This is a genomic window from Phycicoccus sp. CSK15P-2, from assembly GCF_016888005.1.
GTDB lineage: Bacteria > Actinomycetota > Actinomycetes > Actinomycetales > Dermatophilaceae > Phycicoccus.
Map to the genome: position 1 here is coordinate 139926 of NZ_JAFDVE010000003.1, position 20251 is coordinate 160176.

Below are 20251 nucleotides of genomic sequence, written 5' to 3' on the forward strand. Positions count from 1 at the left end.
TCACGCCTGGGGTTGACGCTGGATGAAGTCGGCCATGCCCGGAACCGTGAAGGCGACGACACCGTGCTCCGGTGCGTAGATCAACCCTTTGGCGATGAGGCTGGCTCTGGCGGGGCCGAGGCTGGTCACCTTTCGGCCCAGGCGGCTGGCGACCTCACCGGAGGAGGATCCGGCGTCGCCGTCGGCAGCCATCGCGCGGAGGTACTGCTGTTCCGCCTTGGTGGCCCTGTCCCATCGAGCACGGAAGAACCCGTTGTCGAGGGCGGCCCGGCCGCGCGCAGCACCGACTTGTGCGTCGGTCTCGGTGAGGTCAGGTCCTGGGGCGTAGTTCCACGTCTCTTGGCCGAACTGTTGCAGGAAGTAGGGGTAGCCCCGGGTCTCGCCGACCACGAGGGTCACGGCTTCGGGGGTCCACTCGGCCCCCTCGGCGACCGCCGGCACGGTAAGAGCCTGGCGGGCGAGATCGTCAGGAAGGTGTTCGATGCGTTCGAAGACGAAGAGTCGCTCGGAGTACGACTTCGCCTCGGCCAACACGCGAGGCAGGCTCGGAAGTCCGGCCAGGGCGAACAGGAGTCGCCAGCCTTGCTGGCCCGAGAAGTGAGCGATGGAGCAGACCGCGGTGAGCTCGTCCCGGGTCAGATCCTGCGCTTCGTCGATGAGGATGGCGACGCCGACGCGCTCTTCCTCGGCAGCTGCGCTGAGGTCCCGGAGCAGCTTCGTCAAGTCGGTCTCGAGGACTCCACTGTCAGCTCCGCCCCCGGCGCTCTGGGTGAGGTCGAGACCGAAGTTCCAGGTTCCGGTGGAGTCGTAGGACGCCTTGAAGCTGGACGCGGTCTTCAACGCCTTGAGTAGCCGGCGTCCGGCGGAAGGTCGGGCCAGGTCGCTCAAAGGGCCATGGAATGCCTCTCCGAGAGACTCACGCAAGGACTTGCCGGAGCCGGCTTCAACCTGCGCAGTGAGCCACTCGGCGCCGAGCGCGCTCTTGGCGAACTGTGACAAGAGCACGGTCTTACCGACACCGCGCAGGCCGTAGAGCACGATGGGCTGGGCCGTGCGCCCGGCCTGGACGCGGTTGACCGCCACATCCCATGTCCGGCGTTCGCGCTCGCGGCCCACCAATGCCGCTGGGGGCCGTCCGGCACCAGGTGAGTAGGGGTTACGTACCGGATCCATGCGACCTCTTAGCAACTTATGGGGCCGTGTAGCGTTTCACTATGCTAAGCCATAACTACGTACACATGGAGCCGCTGGACAAGCAAGTGCGCGACGGGACTGGGAGTGCTAAGTGACTGATAGAGCATCTGCGGATTGACTGATTCAGAACCGGCTAGTTGTAACTGCTCATGACGTTGGTGACACCGGTCTTGAGGCGTGAGGCGGGCGGGCGGTCACCGGCGGCGGTGTGGGGCCGATGGTAGTTGTAGTGAATCAGCCAGATGCCGATTCCTTCGGCGCGGTGGGCCTCGGAGGTCCAGGGGTGGGCGTAGAGCACCTCGCCTGCCATCGACCGCTGGTACCGCTCGACCTTGCCGTTGTGCTTGGGCGTGTACGGCTTGATCCGTTGGTGACGGGCGCCGTGGCCGGTCACGGCACGGCCGAAGGCGTGGGAGCGGTAGCAGGCGCCGTTGTCGGTCACCACGCGGGTCAGGCGGGTGATCCCGTGCGCGGTGAAGAACGCCCGGGCCCGTGCCAGGAACGCGACCGCGGTCGCGGCGGTCTCGTTCGGGAGCGGCTCGGTGTAGGCCAGGCGAGAGAACCCGTCGACGGCGGAGTGCAGGTAGGTGTACCCCGCGCGGGCACCGGTGGTCTTGGCCCGATCGGCGGCCTTGTGCTCGGCCGAGTCGCGCCCGTGGACCCGCCAGCCGCCGCCGTCGGGGATGCGGCCGACCTTCTTGACGTCGAGGTGGACCATGTGCCCGGGCCAGTGCGCGGTGATCGTCCCCGGCTTGCGCAGCGGCTGCCCGTCGACGTCGAGGTGGTCCAGCCGGGACAGCCCGAGCCGGCGCACCCACCGGGTCACCGTGGACAGCGAGATCGCGACCCCGTCGTTGTTCAACTCGGTGGTGATCCGCCGCGCCGACCACTTCTTCTGTCGCAGCTGCTCGATCCGGGCGACCACGGCCTCGGGGGTGCGGGTCGGGCGGTGCACCGGGGCGCTGGAGCGGTCCACCAGGCCGGCGTCGCCGTGCTCCCGGTGGCGGGCCACCCACTTACCCAGGCATCGGCGGGAGACCCCGGCCTCGGCCGCGACGTGCGCGATCGGGCGGTGTCGGCAGCGGCGGACCAGCCGCAGCCGGCCCTCCTCGGTCAACGGGGCATTACGGTGAGGCATAGGGCAGGTCCTCCGGCTGGCTCAGGCGAGTTGGTTAGCGCTACTCATCTTGCCGCCGAGGACCTGCCCGCCCTCACCTCACACCCGTGGCACCAACGCCATGCGCCGCAACAGCTAGTCGGCAAGACGACCACCGCCTCAGCGCGCGGTTGAGGTTGTGGCGCTCGACTCGCGCAGTGTGCGCACTGCAGTCGAGGCCGACCCCGAGATCGTGAGAGCCCGGCCGCGGCCGCTGCTGTTGGACGAGTGGCAGAAGGTCCCCGAGGTGTGGGACGTCGTGCGTCGGGCTGCCGATGACGACCCGACGGGAGGCCAGTTCCTGCTGGTGGGTAGCGCGACGCCCAGGCCGGGAGCAACCGCGCACTCCGGCGCGGGCCGGATCGGCCGGTTGCGGATGCGGCCGATGACGCTGTCGGAGCGCGGAGTCTCTACCCCGTCGGTGCGCCTCAGCGATCTGCTCGCCGGCGGCCGGCCACCGCTCGACGGGAGCACGTCACTGGGTCTCGTGGAGTACACCGAGGAGATCCTCGCATCGGGATTTCCGGGCCTGAGGCGACTTGGTACCCGCGCACTCGCGTTCCAGCTCGACTCCTACCTCCGAAACGCGGTGGACCGAGATGTTCCCGAGGCCGGCCTGGCTGTGCGCAAGCCCGAGTCGATGCTCGCGTGGCTTCGAGCGTATGCGGCTGCCACAGCGTCCACGGCAAGCTATTCGCAGCTGCTCGATGCAGCGACTCCCGGACAGCCTGACAAGCCTGCCCGCAGCACGAGCATCGCCTACCGGGATGTACTGACCTCGCTCTGGCTCCTGGACCCCGTGCCGGCTTGGACGCCGACAGGTGCGGTTCTGACCCGGCTCGGGCAGGCGCCGAAGCACCACCTGGCAGACCCTGCTCTGGCGGCGCGGCTTCTCGGCCTGAGCCGAGACGCACTGTTGGACGGCCAGGGGTCGGTGGTCGGTCCCCAAGCCGGGACGATGCTCGGCCATCTCTTCGAGTCCTTGGTGACCCTGTGTCTCAGGGTCGCTGCGCAGTCGGCTCAGGCGGTGACCGGGCATCTCAGGACTCGCAATGGGGACCATGAGTATCGACCTGGTCCTCGTTCGAGACGATGGAAGGGTTGTCGCCGTCGAGGTCAAGCTGGGGGCTGTTGTCGACGATCGGGATGTGAACCACTTGCGGTGGCTGACAGTTCAGCTGGGCGAGCGCCTGCTGGATGCGATCGTCGTCAACACAGGGCCGATCGCGTACCGGCGTCCGGACGGAATCGGCGTCGTGCCGCTGGGACTCATGGGCGCGTGAACGGCGTTACTCCACCTGTTCCTGGCTGCGTGTGACCCCGCATCTGTGCCCACGTGCCGTTCGGCCGTTATGGCCGCGGGCCGCTCAGGCCTCTGACCTGCGGTGATGGTGGGCCCCGTGGGACTCGAACCCACAACCTACGGATTAAAAGTCCGCAGCTCTGACCGATTGAGCTAGAGGCCCCTGCCGGCGCGCGACCCGGGGTCCGCGCGCCGGCCGCGGGCACCGCTCGGGGTGCGCGCCGCCGGTCGAGGGTACCGCGCGCGCATGGACGCCCACCGACCGTCCGGCCACGCCACGAACGGCGCCCCGAGTGCACCCGGCCGTAGGATCCGCGGCATGCCGAACGCCTCCCCGCCGACGATGGCCCACGTGGCCAGCCGCGCGGGGGTCTCCCACCAGACCGTGTCCCGTGTGCTCAACGACGCCGACGCCGTCCGCCCCGAGACCCGCGAGAAGGTCCTCCAGGCCATCGCCGACCTCGGTTACCGCCGCAACTCCGCCGCCCGCGCCCTCGTCACCAGACGCAGCGGCCTCATCGGGGTCATCGTCGACGAGCTGCCCCACTACGGCCCGGCCCGCACCGTCACCGGCATCGCCGAGGCCGCCCGCGAGGCGGGCTACGGCATCAGCCTCGACCCGCTGCTCAGCGTCACCGGCTCCACGCTCGACGCCGCCATCGAGCACCACCTGGAGCAGTCCGTCGAGGCGATCGTCCTCGTCACGGCGCGCGGCAAGGTGCCCGACGCCGCGACGCTGAGCGCTCTCGACGTCCCGCTCGTCGCCCTCGACGGGCAGCTGGGGGAGGGCGCGCCCACCGCCGGCGTCGACCAGCACGCCGGCGGCGTCATGGCCACCCGGCACCTGCTCGACCTCGGGCACACGGGCGTCGCCCACGTCGCCGGTCCGCAGGACTGGCCGCAGGCCCGGGCCCGCCTCGCCGGCTTCCGCGACTCCGCCGACCGCGCCGGGCTCGCGGAGGCGCCGGTCGTCGTGGGCGACTGGTCGCCGGCCTCCGGGCACGCCGCGGCCCTCGAGGCGCTCGACCGCCACCCCGACGTCACCGCCCTCTTCGTCGCGAACGACCAGATGGCCGCCGGCGTCCTGCGTGCGCTCGCCGAGCGCGGCCTGCGCGTGCCCGAAGACGTCTCCGTCGTCGGCTTCGACGACATCCCCGAGGCGGCGTTCCTCAGCCCGCCGCTCACGACCATCCGCCAGGACTTCGCCTCGCTCGGCCGCGAGGCCGTCCGCCTCGTCGTCAGCGCATTGGGTGAGAGCGAGCCGGAGCCCGCACTCGTCCCGCCTCGCCTGGTGGCCCGGGAGTCCACCGCGCGCCCACCGCGGGCCACCACGCCCGGCACCTGACCGAACCGCTCCGCGAGAAAGTCGGCCCAAAACCCTTGCGCGGCGCAAATGTGAGCGCTAACAATGTGAGCGTTCACACCCCGGTCGACGGCGACCGGGAGCGAGGGCGAAGGAGCCACGGACGTGACGGACGGCGAGCGGTACGTCGTGGGTGTCGACTTCGGCACCCTCTCGGGCCGGGCCCTCGTCGTCCGGGTCTCGGACGGTGCCGAGCTCGGCTCCGCGGTCCTCGACTACCCGCACGGCGTCGTCGACACCGTGCTGCCGGGGTCGGGCCACCGCCTCCCGCCCGACTGGGCGCTCCAGGTGCCGTCCGACTACGTCGAGGTCCTGCGCACCGCCGTCCCCGCCGCGGTCGAGGACGCGGGCATCGACCCCGCCCACGTCATCGGCATCGCCACCGACTTCACCGCCTGCACCATGGTCCCGACGACCGCCGACGGCACCCCCCTCTGCGAGCTCGACGCCCACCGCGACGAGCCGCACGCCTACGTCAAGCTCTGGAAGCACCACGCCGCGCAGGGCCAGGCCGACCGCATCACCCGGCTGGCGCAGGAGCGCGGCGAGCCTTGGCTCGCCCGGTACGGCGGTGTCATCTCCTCCGAGTGGGAGTTCGCCAAGGGCCTGCAGCTGCTCGAGGAGGCCCCCGAGCTGTACGCCGCCACCGAGCACTGGGTCGAGGCCGCCGACTGGGTCGTCTGGCAGCTCACCGGCCGCTACGTCCGCAACGCCTGCACCGCCGGCTACAAGGGCATCCGCCAGGACGGCACCTACCCGAGCCGCGACTACCTCGCCGCGCTGGACCCCGGGTTCGCCGGCTTCGTCGACGACAAGCTCGACCACGAGATCGGCGAGCTCGGCGACTCCGCCGGGACGCTCACCGCCCGGGCCGCCGGATGGACCGGCCTGCCGGAAGGCATCGCGGTCGCCGTCGGCAACGTCGACGCCCACGTCTCGGCACCGGCCGGGGACGCCGTGGCCCCCGGCCAGATGGTCGCGATCATGGGGACGAGCACCTGCCACGTCATGAACAGCCACGTCCTGGCCGAGGTGCCCGGCATGTGCGGCGTCGTCGACGGCGGCATCGTCCGCGGCCTCTACGGCTACGAGGCGGGGCAGTCCGGCGTCGGCGACATCTTCGGCTGGTTCGTCGCCCACCAGGTCCCCGCCGAGTACGCGCAGGCCGCACGCGACGCCGGCCGCGACGTCCACGAGCACCTCACCGCGCTCGCCGCCGAGCAGCAGATCGGCGCCCACGGCCTCGTCGCGCTCGACTGGTGGAGCGGCAACCGCTCGGTCCTCGTCGACCACGACCTCTCCGGCCTCCTCGTCGGCGCCACCCTCGCCACCCGCCCGGAGGACGTCTACCGCGCGCTGCTCGAGTCCACCGCCTTCGGCACCCGCGTCATCGTCGAGACCTTCGCCGCGTCCGGCGTGCCGGTCACCGAGCTCGTCGTCACCGGCGGCCTCCAGAAGAACCCCCTGCTCATGCAGATCTACGCCGACGTGCTCGACCTCCCGCTGTCGGTCGTCACGTCCTCCCAGGGCCCCGCGCTCGGCTCGGCCATCCACGCCGCCGTCGCGGCCGGTGCCTACGAGGACGTCCCCGCCGCGGCGAAGGCGATGGGCCGCCGCGAGGTCGGCGCCTACCGCCCCGTCCCCGAGAACGTCGCCGCCTACGACCGGCTCTACGCCGTCTACCGCGAGCTGCACGACCACTTCGGCCGCGGCGGCAGCACCGCGATGCGCACACTGCGCACCATCCGGCGGGAGGCCCTGGCATGACCGCCACCACCCCGCTGTCCGACGCCGTCCGCGCCACCGTCACCCACCTGCGCGCGGAGGTCGCCGACCTGCACGCCGAGCTCGTCCGCAACGGCCTCGTCGTCTGGACGGCCGGCAACGTCAGCGCCCGCGTCCCCGGTGCCGACCTCATGGTCGCCAAGCCCTCCGGCGTGCCCTACGCCGAGCTCGACGCCGACGCGATGGTCCTCACCGACCTCCACGGCCGCCTCGTCGAGGGCGACCGCACCCCCAGCTCGGACGCCGCGGCCGCGGCCTACGTCCTGCGGCACGTGCCCGACGTCGGCGGCGTCGTGCACACGCACTCCACCTACGCCACCGCGTGGGCCGCCCGCCGCGAGCCCATCCCGTGCGTCCTGACGATGACCGCAGACGAGTTCGGCGGCGAGATCCCCGTCGGCCCGTTCGCCCTCATCGGCGACGACTCCATCGGCCGCGGCATCGTCGCGACCCTGGCGGTCTCGCGCAGCCGCGCCGTCCTCATGGCCGGGCACGGCCCGTTCACCGTCGGCCGCGACGCCCGGGACGCCCTCAAGGCCGCCGTGATGCTCGAGGACGTCGCCCGCTCCACGCACATCGCCCGCCAGCTCGGCGAGCCCGTCCCGATCGACCCGGACGACGCGGCCCGCCTCTTCGACCGCTACCAGAACGTCTACGGACAGCACGACGACCAAGGAGACCCCCGGTGAGCGAGCGCGAGATCTGGTTCCTCACGGGCAGCCAGGGCCTCTACGGCGAGGACGTCCTCGCCCAGGTGGCCGAGCAGTCCCGCCGGGTCTGCGGCGCCCTGGCCGCGCACGACGGCATCGTCGCCGACGTCATCGCCAAGCCGGTGCTCACCGACGCCGCCGCGATGCGCCGGGTGATGCTCGACGCCACCGCGGACGACCGGGTCGTCGGCGTCATGACGTGGATGCACACCTTCTCCCCGGCCAAGATGTGGATCGGGGCCCTCGACGCGCTGCGCAAGCCGCTGCTCCACCTGCACACCCAGGCCGACCGCGACCTGCCGTGGTCGACCATCGACATGGACTTCATGAACCTCAACCAGGCGGCGCACGGCGACCGCGAGTTCGGGTTCGTCCAGACCCGGATGCGCCAGCAGCGGCTCACCGTCTCCGGGCACGTCTCCGACCCGGAGGTGCTGCGCCGCGTCGCCGACTGGTCCCGCGCCGCCAGCGCGGCCGCCGCCCTGCGCACCATGCGGGTCGTCCGCTTCGGCGACAACATGCGCGACGTCGCGGTCACCGAGGCCGACAAGGTCGAGGCCGAGATCCGGCTCGGCGTCTCGGTCAACACCTACGGCGTCAACGACCTCGTCGCCGTCGTCGACCAGGTCCCCGACGAGGAGGTCGGCCGCCTCGTCGCCGAGTACGAGGACGCCTACGACGTCGCCCCCGAGCTGCGCCGCGGCGGCGATCGCCACGACTCGCTCCGCTACGGCGCCCGCATCGAGGCCGGCCTGCGGCAGTTCCTGACCAACGGCGGCTACACCGCGTTCACCTCCAACTTCGAGGACCTGGGCGGCCTGCGCCAGCTGCCGGGCCTGGCCGTCCAGAGGCTCATGGCGGACGGCTACGGATTCGGCGGCGAGGGCGACTGGAAGACCTCCGTCCTCGTCCGCACGCTCAAGGTCATGGCCGACGGCCTGCCCGGCGCGACCTCGTTCATGGAGGACTACACCTACGACCTCCGGCCCGGCCGCGAGCTCGTCCTCGGCGCACACATGCTCGAGGTCTGCCCGACGCTGTCCTCCACCCCGGCCCGCGTCGAGATCCACCCGCTCGGCATCGGCGGCCGCGAGGACCCGGTGCGCCTCGTCTTCACCGCCGACCCCGGCGACGCGGTCGTCCTCGGGATGAACGACCTCGGCGACCGCTTCCGCCTCGTCGCGGGCGAAGTCGAGGTCGTCACGCCGCCGCAGGACATGCCCCGGCTCCCCGTCGGCCGCGCCGTGTGGCGCCCCAAGCCGGACTTCGCCACCTCCACCGAGGGCTGGCTCCTGGCCGGGGGCCCGCACCACACCGTGCTCAGCACCGCGCTGACCGCCGAGCACCTCGACCACCTCGCCGAGATCGTCGGGCTCGAGCTCGCCCTCGTCGGCGAGGGCACCACGCTGCGCGAGTTCCGCCAGGAGCTCCGCTGGAACGCGGCGTACCACCGACTCGCCGGGGGGCTGTGACCCCCGAGAAGGACCCGACGGCGGCAACGACGCCGCACGACGGAGAGACGGACCGGCGCCCGCCGGCCTCGACACGAAGGAGAACCACCACGATGCGCAAGGCACTTGCGGTCGCCGCCGTCGCGGCGCTGGCCCTCACCGGCTGCGGGCGGGAGACCGACACCGGAGCAGGCGGGTCCGAGTCGAAGGACCCCGCCGACATCACCGTCGGCGTCGCGATGCCGACCAAGACGTCGGAACGCTGGATCAAGGACGGCGACTACATCAAGGCCCAGCTCGAGGAGGCCGGGTACCAGGTCAACCTCCAGTACGCCAACGACGACATCCCCACCCAGGTCACCCAGCTGCAGGACATGGTGACCAAGCGCAACGACGTCCTCGTCGTCGCCTCGATCGACGGCACCGCGCTCAAGGGCGCGCTCTCGGACGCCAAGGCCGACGGCATCCCGGTCATCGCCTACGACCGTCTGCTGCGCGACACCGACGCCGTCGACTACTACACGACCTTCGACAACCTCAAGGTCGGCGTCATGCAGGCCGAGTCGCTGCTCGCGGGCCTCGAGGCCTCGGGCGCCCCGAAGCCCTGGAACGTCGAGCTCTTCGCCGGCTCGCCGGACGACAACAACGCGACGTTCTTCTTCAACGGCGCCATGCAGGTGCTCCAGCCGAAGATCGACGACGGCACGATCGTCATCCAGTCCGGTGAGACCGAGTTCAAGACGGTCGCCACGCTGCGCTGGGACGCCGCCGTCGCCAAGAAGCGGATGGAGAACCTGCTGACCAAGGCGTACTCCTCGAAGGACGTCAACGGTGTGCTCTCGCCCTACGACGGCCTCTCCCGCGGCATCATCGCCGCGCTCAAGGGCTCCGGCTACGGCTCCGGCGGCAAGGACCTCCCGGTCGTCACCGGCCAGGACGCCGAGCTCGAGTCGGTGAAGTCGATCCTCGCCGGTGAGCAGTACTCGTCGGTCTTCAAGAACACCCGCGACCTCGCCCAGGCGACCGTCACGATGATCCAGGAGATCCTCGGCGACCAGGAGGTCCAGGTGAACGACACCACCTCGTACGAGAACGGCGTCAAGACCGTCCCGACGATGCTCCTCGAGCCGGTGAGCGTCGACGAGGCCAACATCAAGGACGTCCTGCTCGAGGCCGACTACTACACCGAGGACCAGCTCGGCTGACCCCGACCCGGGAGGGTGGCGAACGCCTGGGCCCCGCCACCCTCCCGGCCGTCGGACCCCGGGCGGAAGGACCCCCATGACCACCGACACGATCCTGTCGATGCGCGGCATCACCAAGGAGTTCCCCGGCGTGCGCGCGCTCGAACGGGTGCACCTCGACGTGCGCCGCGGCGAGATCCACAGCATCTGCGGCGAGAACGGCGCCGGGAAGTCGACGCTGATGAAGGTGCTCTCCGGCGTCCACCCGTACGGCGAGTACGAGGGCGAGATCCACTTCGAGGGCCAGGAGGTCCGGTTCCGGACGATCCGGGACTCCGAGCGGGCCGGCATCGTCATCATCCACCAGGAGCTCGCGCTCGTCCCGCAGCTGTCCGTCACCGAGAACCTCTTCCTCGGCAACGAGGGCGCCCCGCGCGGTGTCATCAACTGGCTCTCGGCACGCAAGCGGGCCGCCGAGCTGCTGGCCCGGGTGGGTCTGGACGAGAACCCGGACACCCTCATCGGCGACATCGGCATCGGCAAGCAGCAGCTCGTCGAGATCGCCAAGGCGCTCGCGAAGGACGTCAAGCTGCTCATCCTCGACGAGCCCACCGCCGCGCTCAACGACGCCGACAGCCAGAACCTGCTGCGGCTGCTCGAGGGCCTGCGCGAGCGGGGCATCACCTGCGTGATGATCAGCCACAAGCTGGCCGAGATCGAGCAGATCTCCGACTCCATCACGATCATCCGGGACGGCCACACCATCGAGACCCTCGACGTCGCCGGCGACGGCGTCGACGAGGACCGGATCATCCGCGGGATGGTCGGCCGTGACCTCGACCACCGCTTCCCGCCGCACACCTCGCACCCGGCGGAGGTGCTGCTCGAGATCCGCGACTGGACCGTCGTCCACCCCGCCGACCCGCACCGGCTCGTCGTCGACCGCGCCAACCTCACCGTCCGCCGCGGCGAGATCGTCGGCCTCGCCGGGCTCATGGGGGCCGGACGCACCGAGCTCGCCCGCAGCGTCTTCGGCGAGTCCTGGGGCACCAAGCTGAGTGGCACCCTCCTCAAGGACGGCGCCGAGATCCGGGCCCGGTCGGTCAAGGAGGCCATCGCCGCCGGACTCGCCTACGTCACCGAGGACCGCAAGACCCTCGGGCTCAACCTCCTCGACCCGATCAAGGTGTCGATCACCTCCGCCGGGCTCAGCCGCATCCGCTCCGGCCTCGCCGTCGACGACAACGCCGAAGTCGTCGCCGCCGAGCGCTACCGGAAGTCGCTCAACATCAAGGCCCCGAGCGTCGACGAGGGCGTCTCGCGGCTCTCCGGCGGCAACCAGCAGAAGGTCGTCCTCGGCAAGTGGATGTTCACCGAGCCGGACGTCCTCATCCTCGACGAGCCCACCCGCGGCATCGACGTCGGGGCCAAGTACGAGATCTACGAGATCATCAACCAGCTGGCCGACTCCGGCCGTGGCGTCCTCGTCATCTCCTCCGAGCTCCCGGAGCTCCTCGGCATCTGCGACCGCATCTACACCCTGAGCGCCGGCGTCATCACCGCCGACGTCCCGCGCGAGCAGGCGGACCAGGAGGTCCTCATGCGCTACATGACCCAGAGAAAGGCAGGCTGACCATGGCCACCGACGTCACGCGCGACGCCGCGACGGAGGGCCGCGGCTCCCTCGCCGCGCAGATCCGCACCAGCCTCGGCGGGAACATCCGGCAGTACGGCATGCTCATCGCGCTGCTGCTGCTCGTCGCGATGTTCACCGTGATGACCGACGGGCTCTTCCTCGAGCCGCGCAACGTCACCCTGATGCTCGTGCAGAACGGCTACGTGCTGATCCTCGCGATCGGCATGGTCATGGTCATCATCGCCGGGCACATCGACCTCTCGGTGGGGTCGGCGTGCGCCTTCGTCGGGGCGAGCGTCGCCATGGCGATGGACGCCTGGAGCCTGCCGTGGCCGGTGGCGATCCTGCTGGGCGTGGCGCTCGGCATCCTCGTCGGGATGTGGCAGGGCTACTGGGTGGCGTACGTCGGCATCCCCGCGTTCATCGTCACGCTCGCCGGGATGCTCCTCTTCCGCGGCCTGGACCTGATGATCCTCAACGCGCAGTCCATCCCGGTGCCGAGCGGCTTCCAGAAGATCGCCAACGGCTACCTGCCCGAGATGGGGCCGGTCACCGGGTACCACAACCCGACCCTGGTCCTCACGCTGCTCGCCATCGCCGCGCTCGTGTTCTTCGAGCTGAAGAACCGCGCCGACCGGGTGAAGTACGACATGGAGACCGGGCCGGTCGCCGTGACCGTCGCCAAGCTCGTCGTCGCCGGCGGGCTGCTGCTGGCCCTCGGGCTGCTGCTCGCGTCCTACCGCGGCGTGCCGGTCATCGGGCTCATCCTGCTGGCGCTCGTCATCCTCTACACCTTCGTCACGCAGCGGACCGTCACCGGCCGGCACGTCTACTCGGTGGGCGGCAACCGCAAGGCCGCGGCGCTGTCCGGCGTCGACACGAAGAAGGTCGACTTCCTCGTCATGGTCAACATGGGCTTCCTCGCCGGGGTCGCCGGGATGGTCTTCACGGCCTACCTCAACGCGGCGAACCCCAAGGACGGCGTCGGCTTCGAGCTCGACGCCATCGCGGCCGTCTTCATCGGCGGCGCGGCGGTGGCCGGCGGCATCGGCACCGTGACCGGCGCGATGATCGGCGGCCTCGTCATGGGCGTGCTCAACCTCGGCCTGGCGAACATGAGCGTCGACAGCAACTGGATCCAGGTCATCAAGGGGCTCGTGCTGCTCGGCGCGGTCGCCTTCGACGTCCTCTCCAAGCGGGCCGGCCGGCGCTCGTTCGTCGGGATGGTCATGGACGCCGTCAGCGGCCGCGGCAGGGCGGACGGGCCCCCGCGGCACGACACCGACGCCGGCGGTGCGAGCGCCGAGGTCGGCACCGGCTCCGCCGAGGAGGTGGACCGCGCCGCGCACTCCATCCACGTGGACGAGGTGGTCGAGGAGGAACCCTCCCCCCGGCCGTAGCCGGGGGAGGCTAGGCGTTCTCGCGCCGGAACGTCGCCGTGCCCCACCACATCGCCGCCACGAAGAGCCCCACGGCCCACAGCGTGCCGAAGAGCACCTGGTCGTTGCCCAGCTCGCCGAGGAACGTCGAGCGGACGGCGTCGACGATCCAGCGCACGGGCATGAAGTCGCTCACCGTCTGCAGCCACGCCTTGCCGAGCGTCATCGGCAGGAGGATCCCGGACAGCAGCAGCACCGGCATCATGACGACGTTGATGACCGGCGCCATGACGTCCTCGCTCTTGGTCGTCAGCGCCAGTGCGTTCGACGCCGCGGCGCACGCCCCGCCCATGAGCAGCGTGAGCAGCACCCCGAGCGCGGCCCCGCCGGCCGAGGCGTCCATCCCCATGAGGTAGCCGAGCCCGATGAGGACCAGGGCCTGGACGAAGAGCTGCAGCAGGTCGCGCATGAGCCGGCCGAAGAGGAGGGCGGTACGGCTCGCCGGGGTCACCCGCTCGGCCTCGACGACGCCGTCGCGCCACTCCGCGATGAGCCCGAAGCCGGCGAAGAACGCCCCGAAGAGACCGAGCTGCACGAGCATCCCGGGCACGAAGAACGTCCAGCTGTTCTCGTACCCGATCTGCCGGGCGAGCGGCTCGAGCAGCGGACCGAAGAGGAACAGGTAGAGCGCCGGCTGCATGAGGCCGATGAGCACCCAGGCCGGGTTGCGCAGGTTCATCCGCAGCTGACGGCGGAAGATGACGAAGGACTCGCGGAGGAAGGTCATGCGTGGGCTCCTGCCTGGGTGGTCGGGGCGGGCTCGGCGGGCCCCGAGTGGTCGGGGCGTTCGGTGGCGGCCTCGGCGTCGCGCAAGGACCGTCCGGTGAGGGTGAGGAAGACGTCGTCCAGCGTGGGCCGCTTGACCTCGAAGGACGCGAGGTCGACCCCGGCCGTCGTGAGGTCGCGCAGCAGCCCGGGCACGGCCTGCGCCGCGCGGGCCACCCGGCCGCGGGCGTGCCGGCCCTCGACCTCGACGCCCTGGGCGATGGCCTCCAGCCGGCTCGCCGCGTCGGAGACCCGGGTCTCGTCGAGGACCTCGAGGTCGACGAGGTCACCGGAGACCTGCGCCTTGAGGTTGTCGCTCGTGTCGGCCGCGACGATCCGGCCGTGGTCGATGATGACGATCCGGTCCGAGAGGGCGTCCGCCTCGTCGAGGTAGTGGGTGGTGAGGAACACCGTGGCGCCACGGTCGCTGCGCAGGCTGCCGATGTGCTCCCACAGGTTGGCCCGCGCCTGGGGGTCCAGCCCGGTCGTCGGCTCGTCGAGGAAGACGAGGGTCGGGTCGTGGATGAGCCCCATCGCGATGTCGAGCCGCCGGCGCTGGCCACCGGACATCGACTTGGGTTGCCGGGTCCACAGCCCCGGCAGGTCGAGCTGCTCGAACAGCTCCTGCCCGCGGCGTCGGGCGTCGGCGGCGGACATCCCGTAGAGCATCCCGTGGTCGACGACCTCGTCACCGGCCCGGGCGAAGCTGCCCGTGGAGCCGCTCTGCGAGACGTACCCGATGCGCCGCCGGACCTGCGCCGACTCCCGCACGACGTCGTGCCCGGCGACGGTGGCGGTGCCGGCGGTGGGCTTGAGCAGCGTCGTGAGCATCCGGAGCGTCGTCGTCTTCCCCGCGCCGTTCGGGCCGAGGAAGCCGACCACCTCCCCCTCGGCGACGTCGAGGTCCACGCCGTCGACGGCGCGCACCTCCTTCTTGTGTCGTCCTTCACGCGTCGTGAAGGTCTGGACGAGACCTCGCGCGGTGATCATGCGTCTCCTTCGGGGTTCGAGCGGTCGCGGTGCCACCAGTGTTCAACCTTGAACATTGTCGGTCAACCGAATAGTCCGCGAACGGGCGGGGCACGGTGGACGGACCGGCGGGGGCGCCGGAAGTCATCGGTGGGGTCAGCGCCGAGCGGTGATGAGGCTCAGGTAGCGCTCGCGGTCGCGGGCGATCGCCCAGCCCGGGTCGTCCGCCGGCGGGGCCCAGCGCTCCGGCTCGCCACGGAAGTCCAGCTCGCCCGCCCGGATCCGCCGGCGCAGGTCGGCCAGCCACTCGCGTTCGGTGCTCGCGAGCCCGGCCCACAGGTCCGCCATCGCCCGCACGTGGGGAGGCGCGACGTCACCGCCGGCCCGCTCGACGTGCCCGCGCAGTTCGGCGTCCAGGTGGGCCAGGCGTACGTTCACCGCCTCCGCGGCGTCCTCGCGCGTCACGAGGCTCATCAGCGCGAGCGCAGTGTGGAAGGCCAGTGGCGTCAGCAGGTCGACGGTCTCGGTCGCCTCGCGCCACATCGTGGAGAACGCCTCGCGCCCCCGGGCGGTCGTCGTGTACACGGCCACCTCTCTGCCTCCGTCGACGAGGTCGTGCCTGTCGAGGTCGCCGCGGCGGGTCAGGGTGGCGAGCCCGGAGTAGATGGAGCCCGGGTTGACGTGGGCCCAGTCCTGGACGTTCCACGACAGCAGCTCGCGCCGGATCTGGTAGCCGTTGACCGGCTCGAAGATCATGACGGACCCGAGGAGCAGGAGCCGGGTCTCGGTGGCCGCCATGCGGGCAGTCTACGGAGCGCCGACCTGCGGAGACTGCGCCGCGAGTCCGTCCGGCGGGGGAGGGAGGTCCCGACCCAGGGCGGATGTCGCCCTCGGTGGACGCGCGTAGACCTGGTGGTGGCGTCGGACGCATCGCGGCGCACACCACCGAGCGCGAGGGAGCTCCGACATGACCACATCCACCATCCAGCCGGGTCGCCGTCCACGGCGGCCCGCCGTCCGCGCCGCCGCCGTGGCGGCGTGCGTCGCCACCGCGGTGGCCACGGGTGCGGCCGCACCGGCTGCGTCCGCCGCGGCCTCCGGCACGATCGCCACCGGGCGGCACGCGCCGGCCTTTCCGCCCGACGTCACCGCCACCCTCGACGCCGACCTCCGGGCGGTCGTCGACGCGGGCGCCGTCGGGGTCGTCGGGTACGCCCGGGACGGGGACCGCCGCACCTGGTCCGGCGCGGCGGGCGTGCGGCATGTGGACCGCTCGCATCCCGCGGAGCCCGGCGACGTCGCACGCATCGGCTCCGTGACCAAGGCGATGGTCGCGACGCTCGTCATGCAGGAGGTCGACCGCGGCCGGTGGACCCTCGGCACGACCGTCGACGACGTCCTCCCGGGTCTGCTGCCCGAGCACGGCGACGTCACGCTGGAGCAGCTGCTCGGCCACCGGTCCGGCCTGCCGGAGTTCATCCCGCCGGTCCTCGGTGCGGTCGAGACCCCCGAGCAGTTCGTCGAGGTCCTCCGCGAACGGCGGACCGACCGCGAGCTCGTCCGGGCCGCGCTCACCCAGCCGTGGCTCTTCGAGCCGGGCACCCAGTTCTCGTACTCGAACACCAACTACGTCGTCGCCGGGATGATGCTCGAACGGGCGAACCACCTCCCGTTGCGGGTCCTCCTCCGCTGGCGCGTCTTCCTCCCCGCAGGGATGCGGGACGCTCGCTACCCCGTCCCCGGGCGGACGTTCAGCGGGCCTGACCACCTCGGCGACTACGCGATCTTCGACCGCCCCTACGAGCTCGACCACACGAGCTCGACCATCTTCTCGGCCGCCGGGGCGGTCGTGGCGAGCGCGCCCGACATCGCGCGGTTCTACCGCAGCCTGTTCGCCGGACGCCTCGTCTCGAAGGCCTCGCTGCAGGAGATGACCGAGCCGCGGAGCACCGACCCCCTGGTCTACGGGCTCGGCATCTACGCCATCCCCGACCCGTGCCCCGGCCCGGACGGCGAGACGCGGCCGCTCTACGGCCACGACGGTGCGACGTTCGGCACCCTCACGGTCGTCTTCACCTCGGCCGACGGCGAGCGCCAGGTGAGCATCGCCTGGGGTGGGCGCGACGTGACGCAGCCCATCCCCCCGACCACCGAGCCGGCCAACCGGTTCCTCGTGGACGCTCTCGTCGCGACGTGCGAGCGGCCGGTCCCGCCAGGCGCCCGGGCGAGGACCGCGGAGAGCGTCGAGGGGCTGCCCGCGTGGACCGACCTCGGTCGGCCCGTCACCGGGGGCCGCTGACCCCGGACAGGCGAACGCGCCGCCTGCGACAGGGACAGGCGGCGCGTTCGGCGCTGTCGCCGGGATGCACCCGGCGACGGGTCTCAGGCCGCGCAGTCGCGGCAGAGGCTGGTGCCCGGCTTGGACTCCTGACTGCGGTGCACGAGGAGGAAGCAGCCGATGCACGAGAACTCGTCGGCCTGCTGGGGGACGACGTGGACCTCGAGCGAGAGGTCGGACAGGTCGGCGCCGGGAAGCGTCACGCCGTCGCCGCTGGTGTCGGTGTCGTCCTCGAGGAGGTCGGTGGAGGTGCGTGAACGGGCCGCGTCGAGCTCGACGACGGAGTCGTTCTTCTCCTCCTCGCCGTCGCGGACCCGGGGGGCGTCGTAGTCGGTGGCCATGGCCCTTCCTCTCGTCTCGTGAGGGCCGCCGTCGACCCCTCCGTGGGAGGGAGTATGCCCAGGTGGCGGCCGGTATGTCAAAGGTTTGTCTCAACTCTTGCCGAGACGCTGTCGATGCTCCCAACGTCCGGTCCCCGCGGTCTGTTCCCAGGGGTGCCGGTGGGGTGCGCGACGCTCTCGCGAGAGGGGGGGACGCGGGCCGGCAGACGGTGGCCGGTTGCCCGGGCGGGTCAGCGCGCGGCGAGGAAGGCGAACGCGGTCGCGAGCGCCAGGGCCACGCCGGACGCGGGCACCCAGGCCCAGTGCACGTGGAGGGAGCGCGGGCCTCCGTGCTGTGCGCGCCGCCGCCGCGAGCCGGCGACCGAGACCGGGGTGGGCGTGGGGTCGCCCTCGCGCGGAGGAGCCGCCGGCCGGTCGTCGGTCTCCTCCTCGGCGGCGGCCCCGAGGATGTCGGCTGCCGTGACGTCGACGTCGCCCAGCTCGCCCTCGGGCAGCCCGAGCCGTTCGCCGAGCTCGTGGGCGCTGTGCGGGCGCGCCGCGGCGGACTTCGCGAGACACTGCTCGACGAGCGCGCGGAGCTCGGACGGGACGTGGTGGGGCAGCGGCGGCGGCGGGTCGTTCACCTGCGACAGGGCGGTCGCGACCGGCGTGTTCTTCTCGAACGGGCGGCGGCCCGTGAGCATCTCGTGCGCGACGACGCCGAGGGCGTAGAGGTCGGAGGAGCCGGTGGCGGGCTCGCCGAGCGCCTGCTCGGGTGACAGGTAGTGCGGCGTGCCGAGGATCTCGCCGGTCTGGGTCTGGCCCGAGCCGTCGACCGCCCGGGCGATGCCGAAGTCGGTGAGCTTCACCGTGCCGTCCGGCATGACGAGGATGTTCGCGGGCTTGACGTCGCGGTGCACGACACCGGCCTCGTGCGCGGCCCCGAGCGCCAGGGCGGACTGGGCCATGATCGAGCGCACCCTCGCCGGCTCGAGGGCGCCCTCGCGCTGGACGATGGCGGACAGGGGCTCTCCCGGCACGAGCTCCATGACGAGGTAGGCGAGGGAGTCCTCCTCGCCGTAGTCGTAGACCGTCGCGATGTTCGGGTGGCAGAGGTTGGCCGTGTAGAGGGCCTCGTTGCGGAACCGCTCGGCGAAGACGGGCTCGCCGTCTGTAGTAGGCCGCATGACCTTGACCGCCACGGTGCGCTCGAGGACGTCGTCGGCGGCCTCCCACACGTCCCCCATCCCGCCGGATGCGACCCGTGACTGCAGGGAGTAGCGACCGCCGAGGCGGAAGCCTTCGACGAGCCGGTTCATCCGGTGGGTCCTAGCTGCACGGTGCCGATAGTAGCCCGCCGAAGGCCCGTTGTCACCCGCCGTGACCTGCAATGTTAAGGCTTTGTCAAGAGTGCCCCGTCGCGGGGTGCATCACGAGGTGTGTGTGCCCGACCCGTCCCGGCGCTGCGCCGCAGCGGAATCCGACGGCAGGGGCTCCAGCCGTACGTCCTCCGGCGTGGCCGCCCCGTGGCGCCGACGACGGCGCTCCGGGAGCGCCCCGGTGGCGCCGTCGGCGACCGCGGCACGCCGGATGGCGCGCCCCTCCGCGATCCGCTCCTCGAGCTTCTCCCTGGCCTTGTCGGACTGCGTGGTGTCGCGCGGGGGCAGCTGGATGGCCCGCTCGGCCCGCATCCCCGCCTCGAGCTCGCGGACCCGCTCGAGCTCGGCGTCGACCTCGGCGCCCAGGAGCAGGGCGATGTTCGTCAGCCACAGCCAGAGGAGGAAGACGATGACGCCGCCGAGCGAGCCGTACGTCGACTGGTACTTGCCGAAGTTGGCGATGTAGAAGCCGAACGCCACGGAGGCGAGCACCCACACGAGGATGGCCGCGACGGCACCGGGGGAGAGCCACCGGAAGCGGGGCTGGCGGATGTTGGGCGTGGCCCAGTACAGGAGCGCGACCATCGCCATGACGATGACGAGCATGACCGGCCACTTCGCGTAGCCCCACACGACGACGCTCTGGTCCCCGAGGCCGATGAGGTCGCCGACGGCCTCGGCGACCGAGCCGCTGACGACGAGCCCGAGGAGGACCAGCGCGGCCCCGACGACGAGCCCGAGCGTCACGGCGAAGGTGACCGGCCGCAGCTTCCAGATCGGACGCCCCTCGTCGACGCCGTAGACCCGGTTGAGGGCCCGGCCGAAGGCGCCGACGTACGCGGATGCCGACGACAGGGCCGTGAGCAGACCGACGACGAGGGTGAACCCGGCCGCCTCGCTCTGCACCATCCCCTCGATGGGCCCGCGCAGCTGCTCGGCGACGTCGCCCTGGCCGAGCTGCCGGACGAGGTCGAGCATGGTCTCGACCGTCTGCTGGTCCTGGCCGACCACGCCGAGCAGCGACACCAGTGCCAGCAGCGCCGGGGCGACGGACAGCACGGAGAAGTACGTGAGGGCCGCCGCGAGGTCGGTGCACTGGTCGCGCTGGAACTCCTGGACCGCGGCCTTCAGCGTGTGCGTGAGCCCGCGGCGGGTGAGGTCCGTCGGAGAGTCGGCCTTGGCGGAGGCGTCGGGCTCCGGGGCGGTGTCGGCCCGTGCGGCAGCCGATCTCTCGGTGGGCATCCGGTCTCCTCCGGTCG

General features: G+C 71.6%; 17 protein-coding genes, 1 tRNA gene and 1 pseudogene. 10 read left to right on the forward strand and 9 right to left on the reverse strand.

Annotation, left to right across the window (positions count from 1 at the left end; all coding sequences use genetic code 11):
• Positions 1 to 1116, reverse strand: coding sequence for an ATP-binding protein (locus JQN72_RS02365; protein WP_307812373.1), 1116 nt, complete (start codon positions 1114 to 1116; stop codon positions 1 to 3).
• 211 nt (positions 1117 to 1327) lie between these two features.
• Positions 1328 to 2332 (reverse strand): IS481 family transposase, encoded by a 1005-nt coding sequence (locus JQN72_RS02370; protein ID WP_204133557.1) that lies wholly within the window; start codon positions 2330 to 2332, stop codon positions 1328 to 1330.
• A 211-nt stretch (positions 2333 to 2543) separates the two neighbouring features.
• Here JQN72_RS02370 and JQN72_RS19020 point away from each other — a divergent pair.
• Together JQN72_RS19020 and JQN72_RS18150 are read left to right on the forward strand one after the other, a co-directional pair.
• Positions 2544 to 3356: pseudogene (locus JQN72_RS19020) on the forward strand (ATP-binding protein); the annotation flags it as partial.
• A 55-nt stretch (positions 3357 to 3411) separates the two neighbouring features.
• Entirely contained in the window at positions 3412 to 3633 is a 222-nt protein-coding gene (locus tag JQN72_RS18150; protein WP_239099991.1) for a DUF4143 domain-containing protein, read from the forward strand.
• Positions 3634 to 3739: 106 nt separating this feature from the next.
• On the opposite strand, the gene JQN72_RS02380 is transcribed toward JQN72_RS18150, so the two are convergent.
• Positions 3740 to 3816, reverse strand: a tRNA-Lys gene (locus JQN72_RS02380).
• 156 nt (positions 3817 to 3972) lie between these two features.
• On the opposite strand from JQN72_RS02380, the gene JQN72_RS02385 reads away from it, so the two are divergent.
• From JQN72_RS02385 to mmsB, 7 genes are all read left to right on the forward strand, one after another.
• Positions 3973 to 4998: a LacI family DNA-binding transcriptional regulator gene (locus tag JQN72_RS02385; RefSeq protein WP_204133559.1), complete on the forward strand. Its 1026-nt coding sequence runs from the start codon at positions 3973 to 3975 to the stop codon at positions 4996 to 4998.
• A gap of 123 nt (positions 4999 to 5121) precedes the next feature.
• Positions 5122 to 6783 carry a ribulokinase gene (gene araB / locus JQN72_RS02390; protein ID WP_204133560.1) on the forward strand — a complete coding sequence of 554 codons (1662 nt, stop codon included), beginning with the start codon at positions 5122 to 5124 and terminating at the stop codon, positions 6781 to 6783.
• A complete protein-coding gene (locus JQN72_RS02395; protein ID WP_204133561.1) occupies positions 6780 to 7490 on the forward strand; it encodes an L-ribulose-5-phosphate 4-epimerase in 711 nt (236 codons plus the stop codon). The genes araB and JQN72_RS02395 overlap by 4 nt, the downstream gene beginning before the upstream one ends.
• Positions 7487 to 8983 carry an L-arabinose isomerase gene (araA, locus tag JQN72_RS02400; protein ID WP_204133562.1) on the forward strand — a complete coding sequence of 499 codons (1497 nt, stop codon included), beginning with the start codon at positions 7487 to 7489 and terminating at the stop codon, positions 8981 to 8983. The genes JQN72_RS02395 and araA overlap by 4 nt, the downstream gene beginning before the upstream one ends.
• 92 nt (positions 8984 to 9075) lie before the next feature.
• Positions 9076 to 10167, forward strand: a complete 1092-nt coding sequence (gene chvE, locus JQN72_RS02405) for a multiple monosaccharide ABC transporter substrate-binding protein (protein WP_204133563.1) — start codon at positions 9076 to 9078, stop codon at positions 10165 to 10167.
• Positions 10168 to 10243: 76 nt separating this feature from the next.
• Entirely contained in the window at positions 10244 to 11779 is a 1536-nt protein-coding gene (gene mmsA / locus JQN72_RS02410) for a multiple monosaccharide ABC transporter ATP-binding protein (protein ID WP_204133564.1), read from the forward strand.
• Between the two features lie 2 nt (positions 11780 to 11781).
• The gene (gene mmsB / locus JQN72_RS02415) at positions 11782 to 13182 is read left to right on the forward strand and encodes a multiple monosaccharide ABC transporter permease (protein WP_204133565.1); all 1401 of its coding nucleotides are present in this window, start codon (positions 11782 to 11784) and stop codon (positions 13180 to 13182) included.
• 10 nt (positions 13183 to 13192) lie between these two features.
• Here mmsB and JQN72_RS02420 read toward each other — a convergent pair whose 3' ends face one another.
• The 3 genes from JQN72_RS02420 to JQN72_RS02430 form a co-directional block, all read right to left on the reverse strand.
• On the reverse strand, positions 13193 to 13948 hold the full coding sequence (locus JQN72_RS02420; protein ID WP_204133566.1) for an ABC transporter permease: 756 nt from the start codon (positions 13946 to 13948) through the stop codon (positions 13193 to 13195).
• The gene (locus JQN72_RS02425) at positions 13945 to 14976 is read right to left on the reverse strand and encodes an ATP-binding cassette domain-containing protein (protein ID WP_204133567.1); all 1032 of its coding nucleotides are present in this window, start codon (positions 14974 to 14976) and stop codon (positions 13945 to 13947) included. The genes JQN72_RS02420 and JQN72_RS02425 overlap by 4 nt, the downstream gene beginning before the upstream one ends.
• 135 nt (positions 14977 to 15111) lie before the next feature.
• Positions 15112 to 15753, reverse strand: coding sequence for a PadR family transcriptional regulator (locus JQN72_RS02430; RefSeq protein WP_204133568.1), 642 nt, complete (start codon positions 15751 to 15753; stop codon positions 15112 to 15114).
• 169 nt (positions 15754 to 15922) lie between these two features.
• Between JQN72_RS02430 and JQN72_RS02435 the strand changes: the two genes are divergently transcribed.
• A complete protein-coding gene (locus tag JQN72_RS02435) occupies positions 15923 to 17254 on the forward strand; it encodes a serine hydrolase (RefSeq protein WP_204133569.1) in 1332 nt (443 codons plus the stop codon).
• 83 nt (positions 17255 to 17337) lie between these two features.
• Here JQN72_RS02435 and JQN72_RS02440 read toward each other — a convergent pair whose 3' ends face one another.
• The 3 genes from JQN72_RS02440 to JQN72_RS02450 form a co-directional block, all read right to left on the reverse strand.
• On the reverse strand, positions 17338 to 17634 hold the full coding sequence (locus tag JQN72_RS02440; RefSeq protein WP_204133570.1) for a DUF4193 family protein: 297 nt from the start codon (positions 17632 to 17634) through the stop codon (positions 17338 to 17340).
• A gap of 230 nt (positions 17635 to 17864) precedes the next feature.
• Complete coding sequence (locus JQN72_RS02445) at positions 17865 to 18932, reverse strand: serine/threonine-protein kinase (RefSeq protein ID WP_204133571.1); 1068 nt, start codon at positions 18930 to 18932, stop codon at positions 17865 to 17867.
• A 111-nt stretch (positions 18933 to 19043) separates the two neighbouring features.
• The gene (locus tag JQN72_RS02450) at positions 19044 to 20234 is read right to left on the reverse strand and encodes a YhjD/YihY/BrkB family envelope integrity protein (protein ID WP_204133572.1); all 1191 of its coding nucleotides are present in this window, start codon (positions 20232 to 20234) and stop codon (positions 19044 to 19046) included.
• Positions 20235 to 20251: the final 17 nt, after the last annotated feature.

Excerpts from the sequence above, each read along its gene's own strand:
- JQN72_RS02435 (WP_204133569.1), top strand. The coding sequence starts at position 15,923 with ATGACCACATCCACCATCCAGCCGGGTCGCCGTCCACGGCGGCCCGCC.
- mmsB (WP_204133565.1), top strand. The coding sequence starts at position 11,782 with ATGGCCACCGACGTCACGCGCGACGCCGCGACGGAGGGCCGCGGCTCC.
- JQN72_RS18150 (WP_239099991.1), top strand. The coding sequence starts at position 3,412 with ATGAGTATCGACCTGGTCCTCGTTCGAGACGATGGAAGGGTTGTCGCC.
- mmsA (WP_204133564.1), top strand. The coding sequence starts at position 10,244 with ATGACCACCGACACGATCCTGTCGATGCGCGGCATCACCAAGGAGTTC.
- JQN72_RS02445 (WP_204133571.1), bottom strand. The coding sequence starts at position 18,932 with ATGAACCGGCTCGTCGAAGGCTTCCGCCTCGGCGGTCGCTACTCCCTG.
- JQN72_RS02420 (WP_204133566.1), bottom strand. The coding sequence starts at position 13,948 with ATGACCTTCCTCCGCGAGTCCTTCGTCATCTTCCGCCGTCAGCTGCGG.
- JQN72_RS02385 (WP_204133559.1), top strand. The coding sequence starts at position 3,973 with ATGCCGAACGCCTCCCCGCCGACGATGGCCCACGTGGCCAGCCGCGCG.
- JQN72_RS02370 (WP_204133557.1), bottom strand. The coding sequence starts at position 2,332 with ATGCCTCACCGTAATGCCCCGTTGACCGAGGAGGGCCGGCTGCGGCTG.
- JQN72_RS02425 (WP_204133567.1), bottom strand. The coding sequence starts at position 14,976 with ATGATCACCGCGCGAGGTCTCGTCCAGACCTTCACGACGCGTGAAGGA.
- chvE (WP_204133563.1), top strand. The coding sequence starts at position 9,076 with ATGCGCAAGGCACTTGCGGTCGCCGCCGTCGCGGCGCTGGCCCTCACC.
- JQN72_RS02450 (WP_204133572.1), bottom strand. The coding sequence starts at position 20,234 with ATGCCCACCGAGAGATCGGCTGCCGCACGGGCCGACACCGCCCCGGAG.
- JQN72_RS02395 (WP_204133561.1), top strand. The coding sequence starts at position 6,780 with ATGACCGCCACCACCCCGCTGTCCGACGCCGTCCGCGCCACCGTCACC.
- JQN72_RS02440 (WP_204133570.1), bottom strand. The coding sequence starts at position 17,634 with ATGGCCACCGACTACGACGCCCCCCGGGTCCGCGACGGCGAGGAGGAG.
- JQN72_RS02430 (WP_204133568.1), bottom strand. The coding sequence starts at position 15,753 with ATGGCGGCCACCGAGACCCGGCTCCTGCTCCTCGGGTCCGTCATGATC.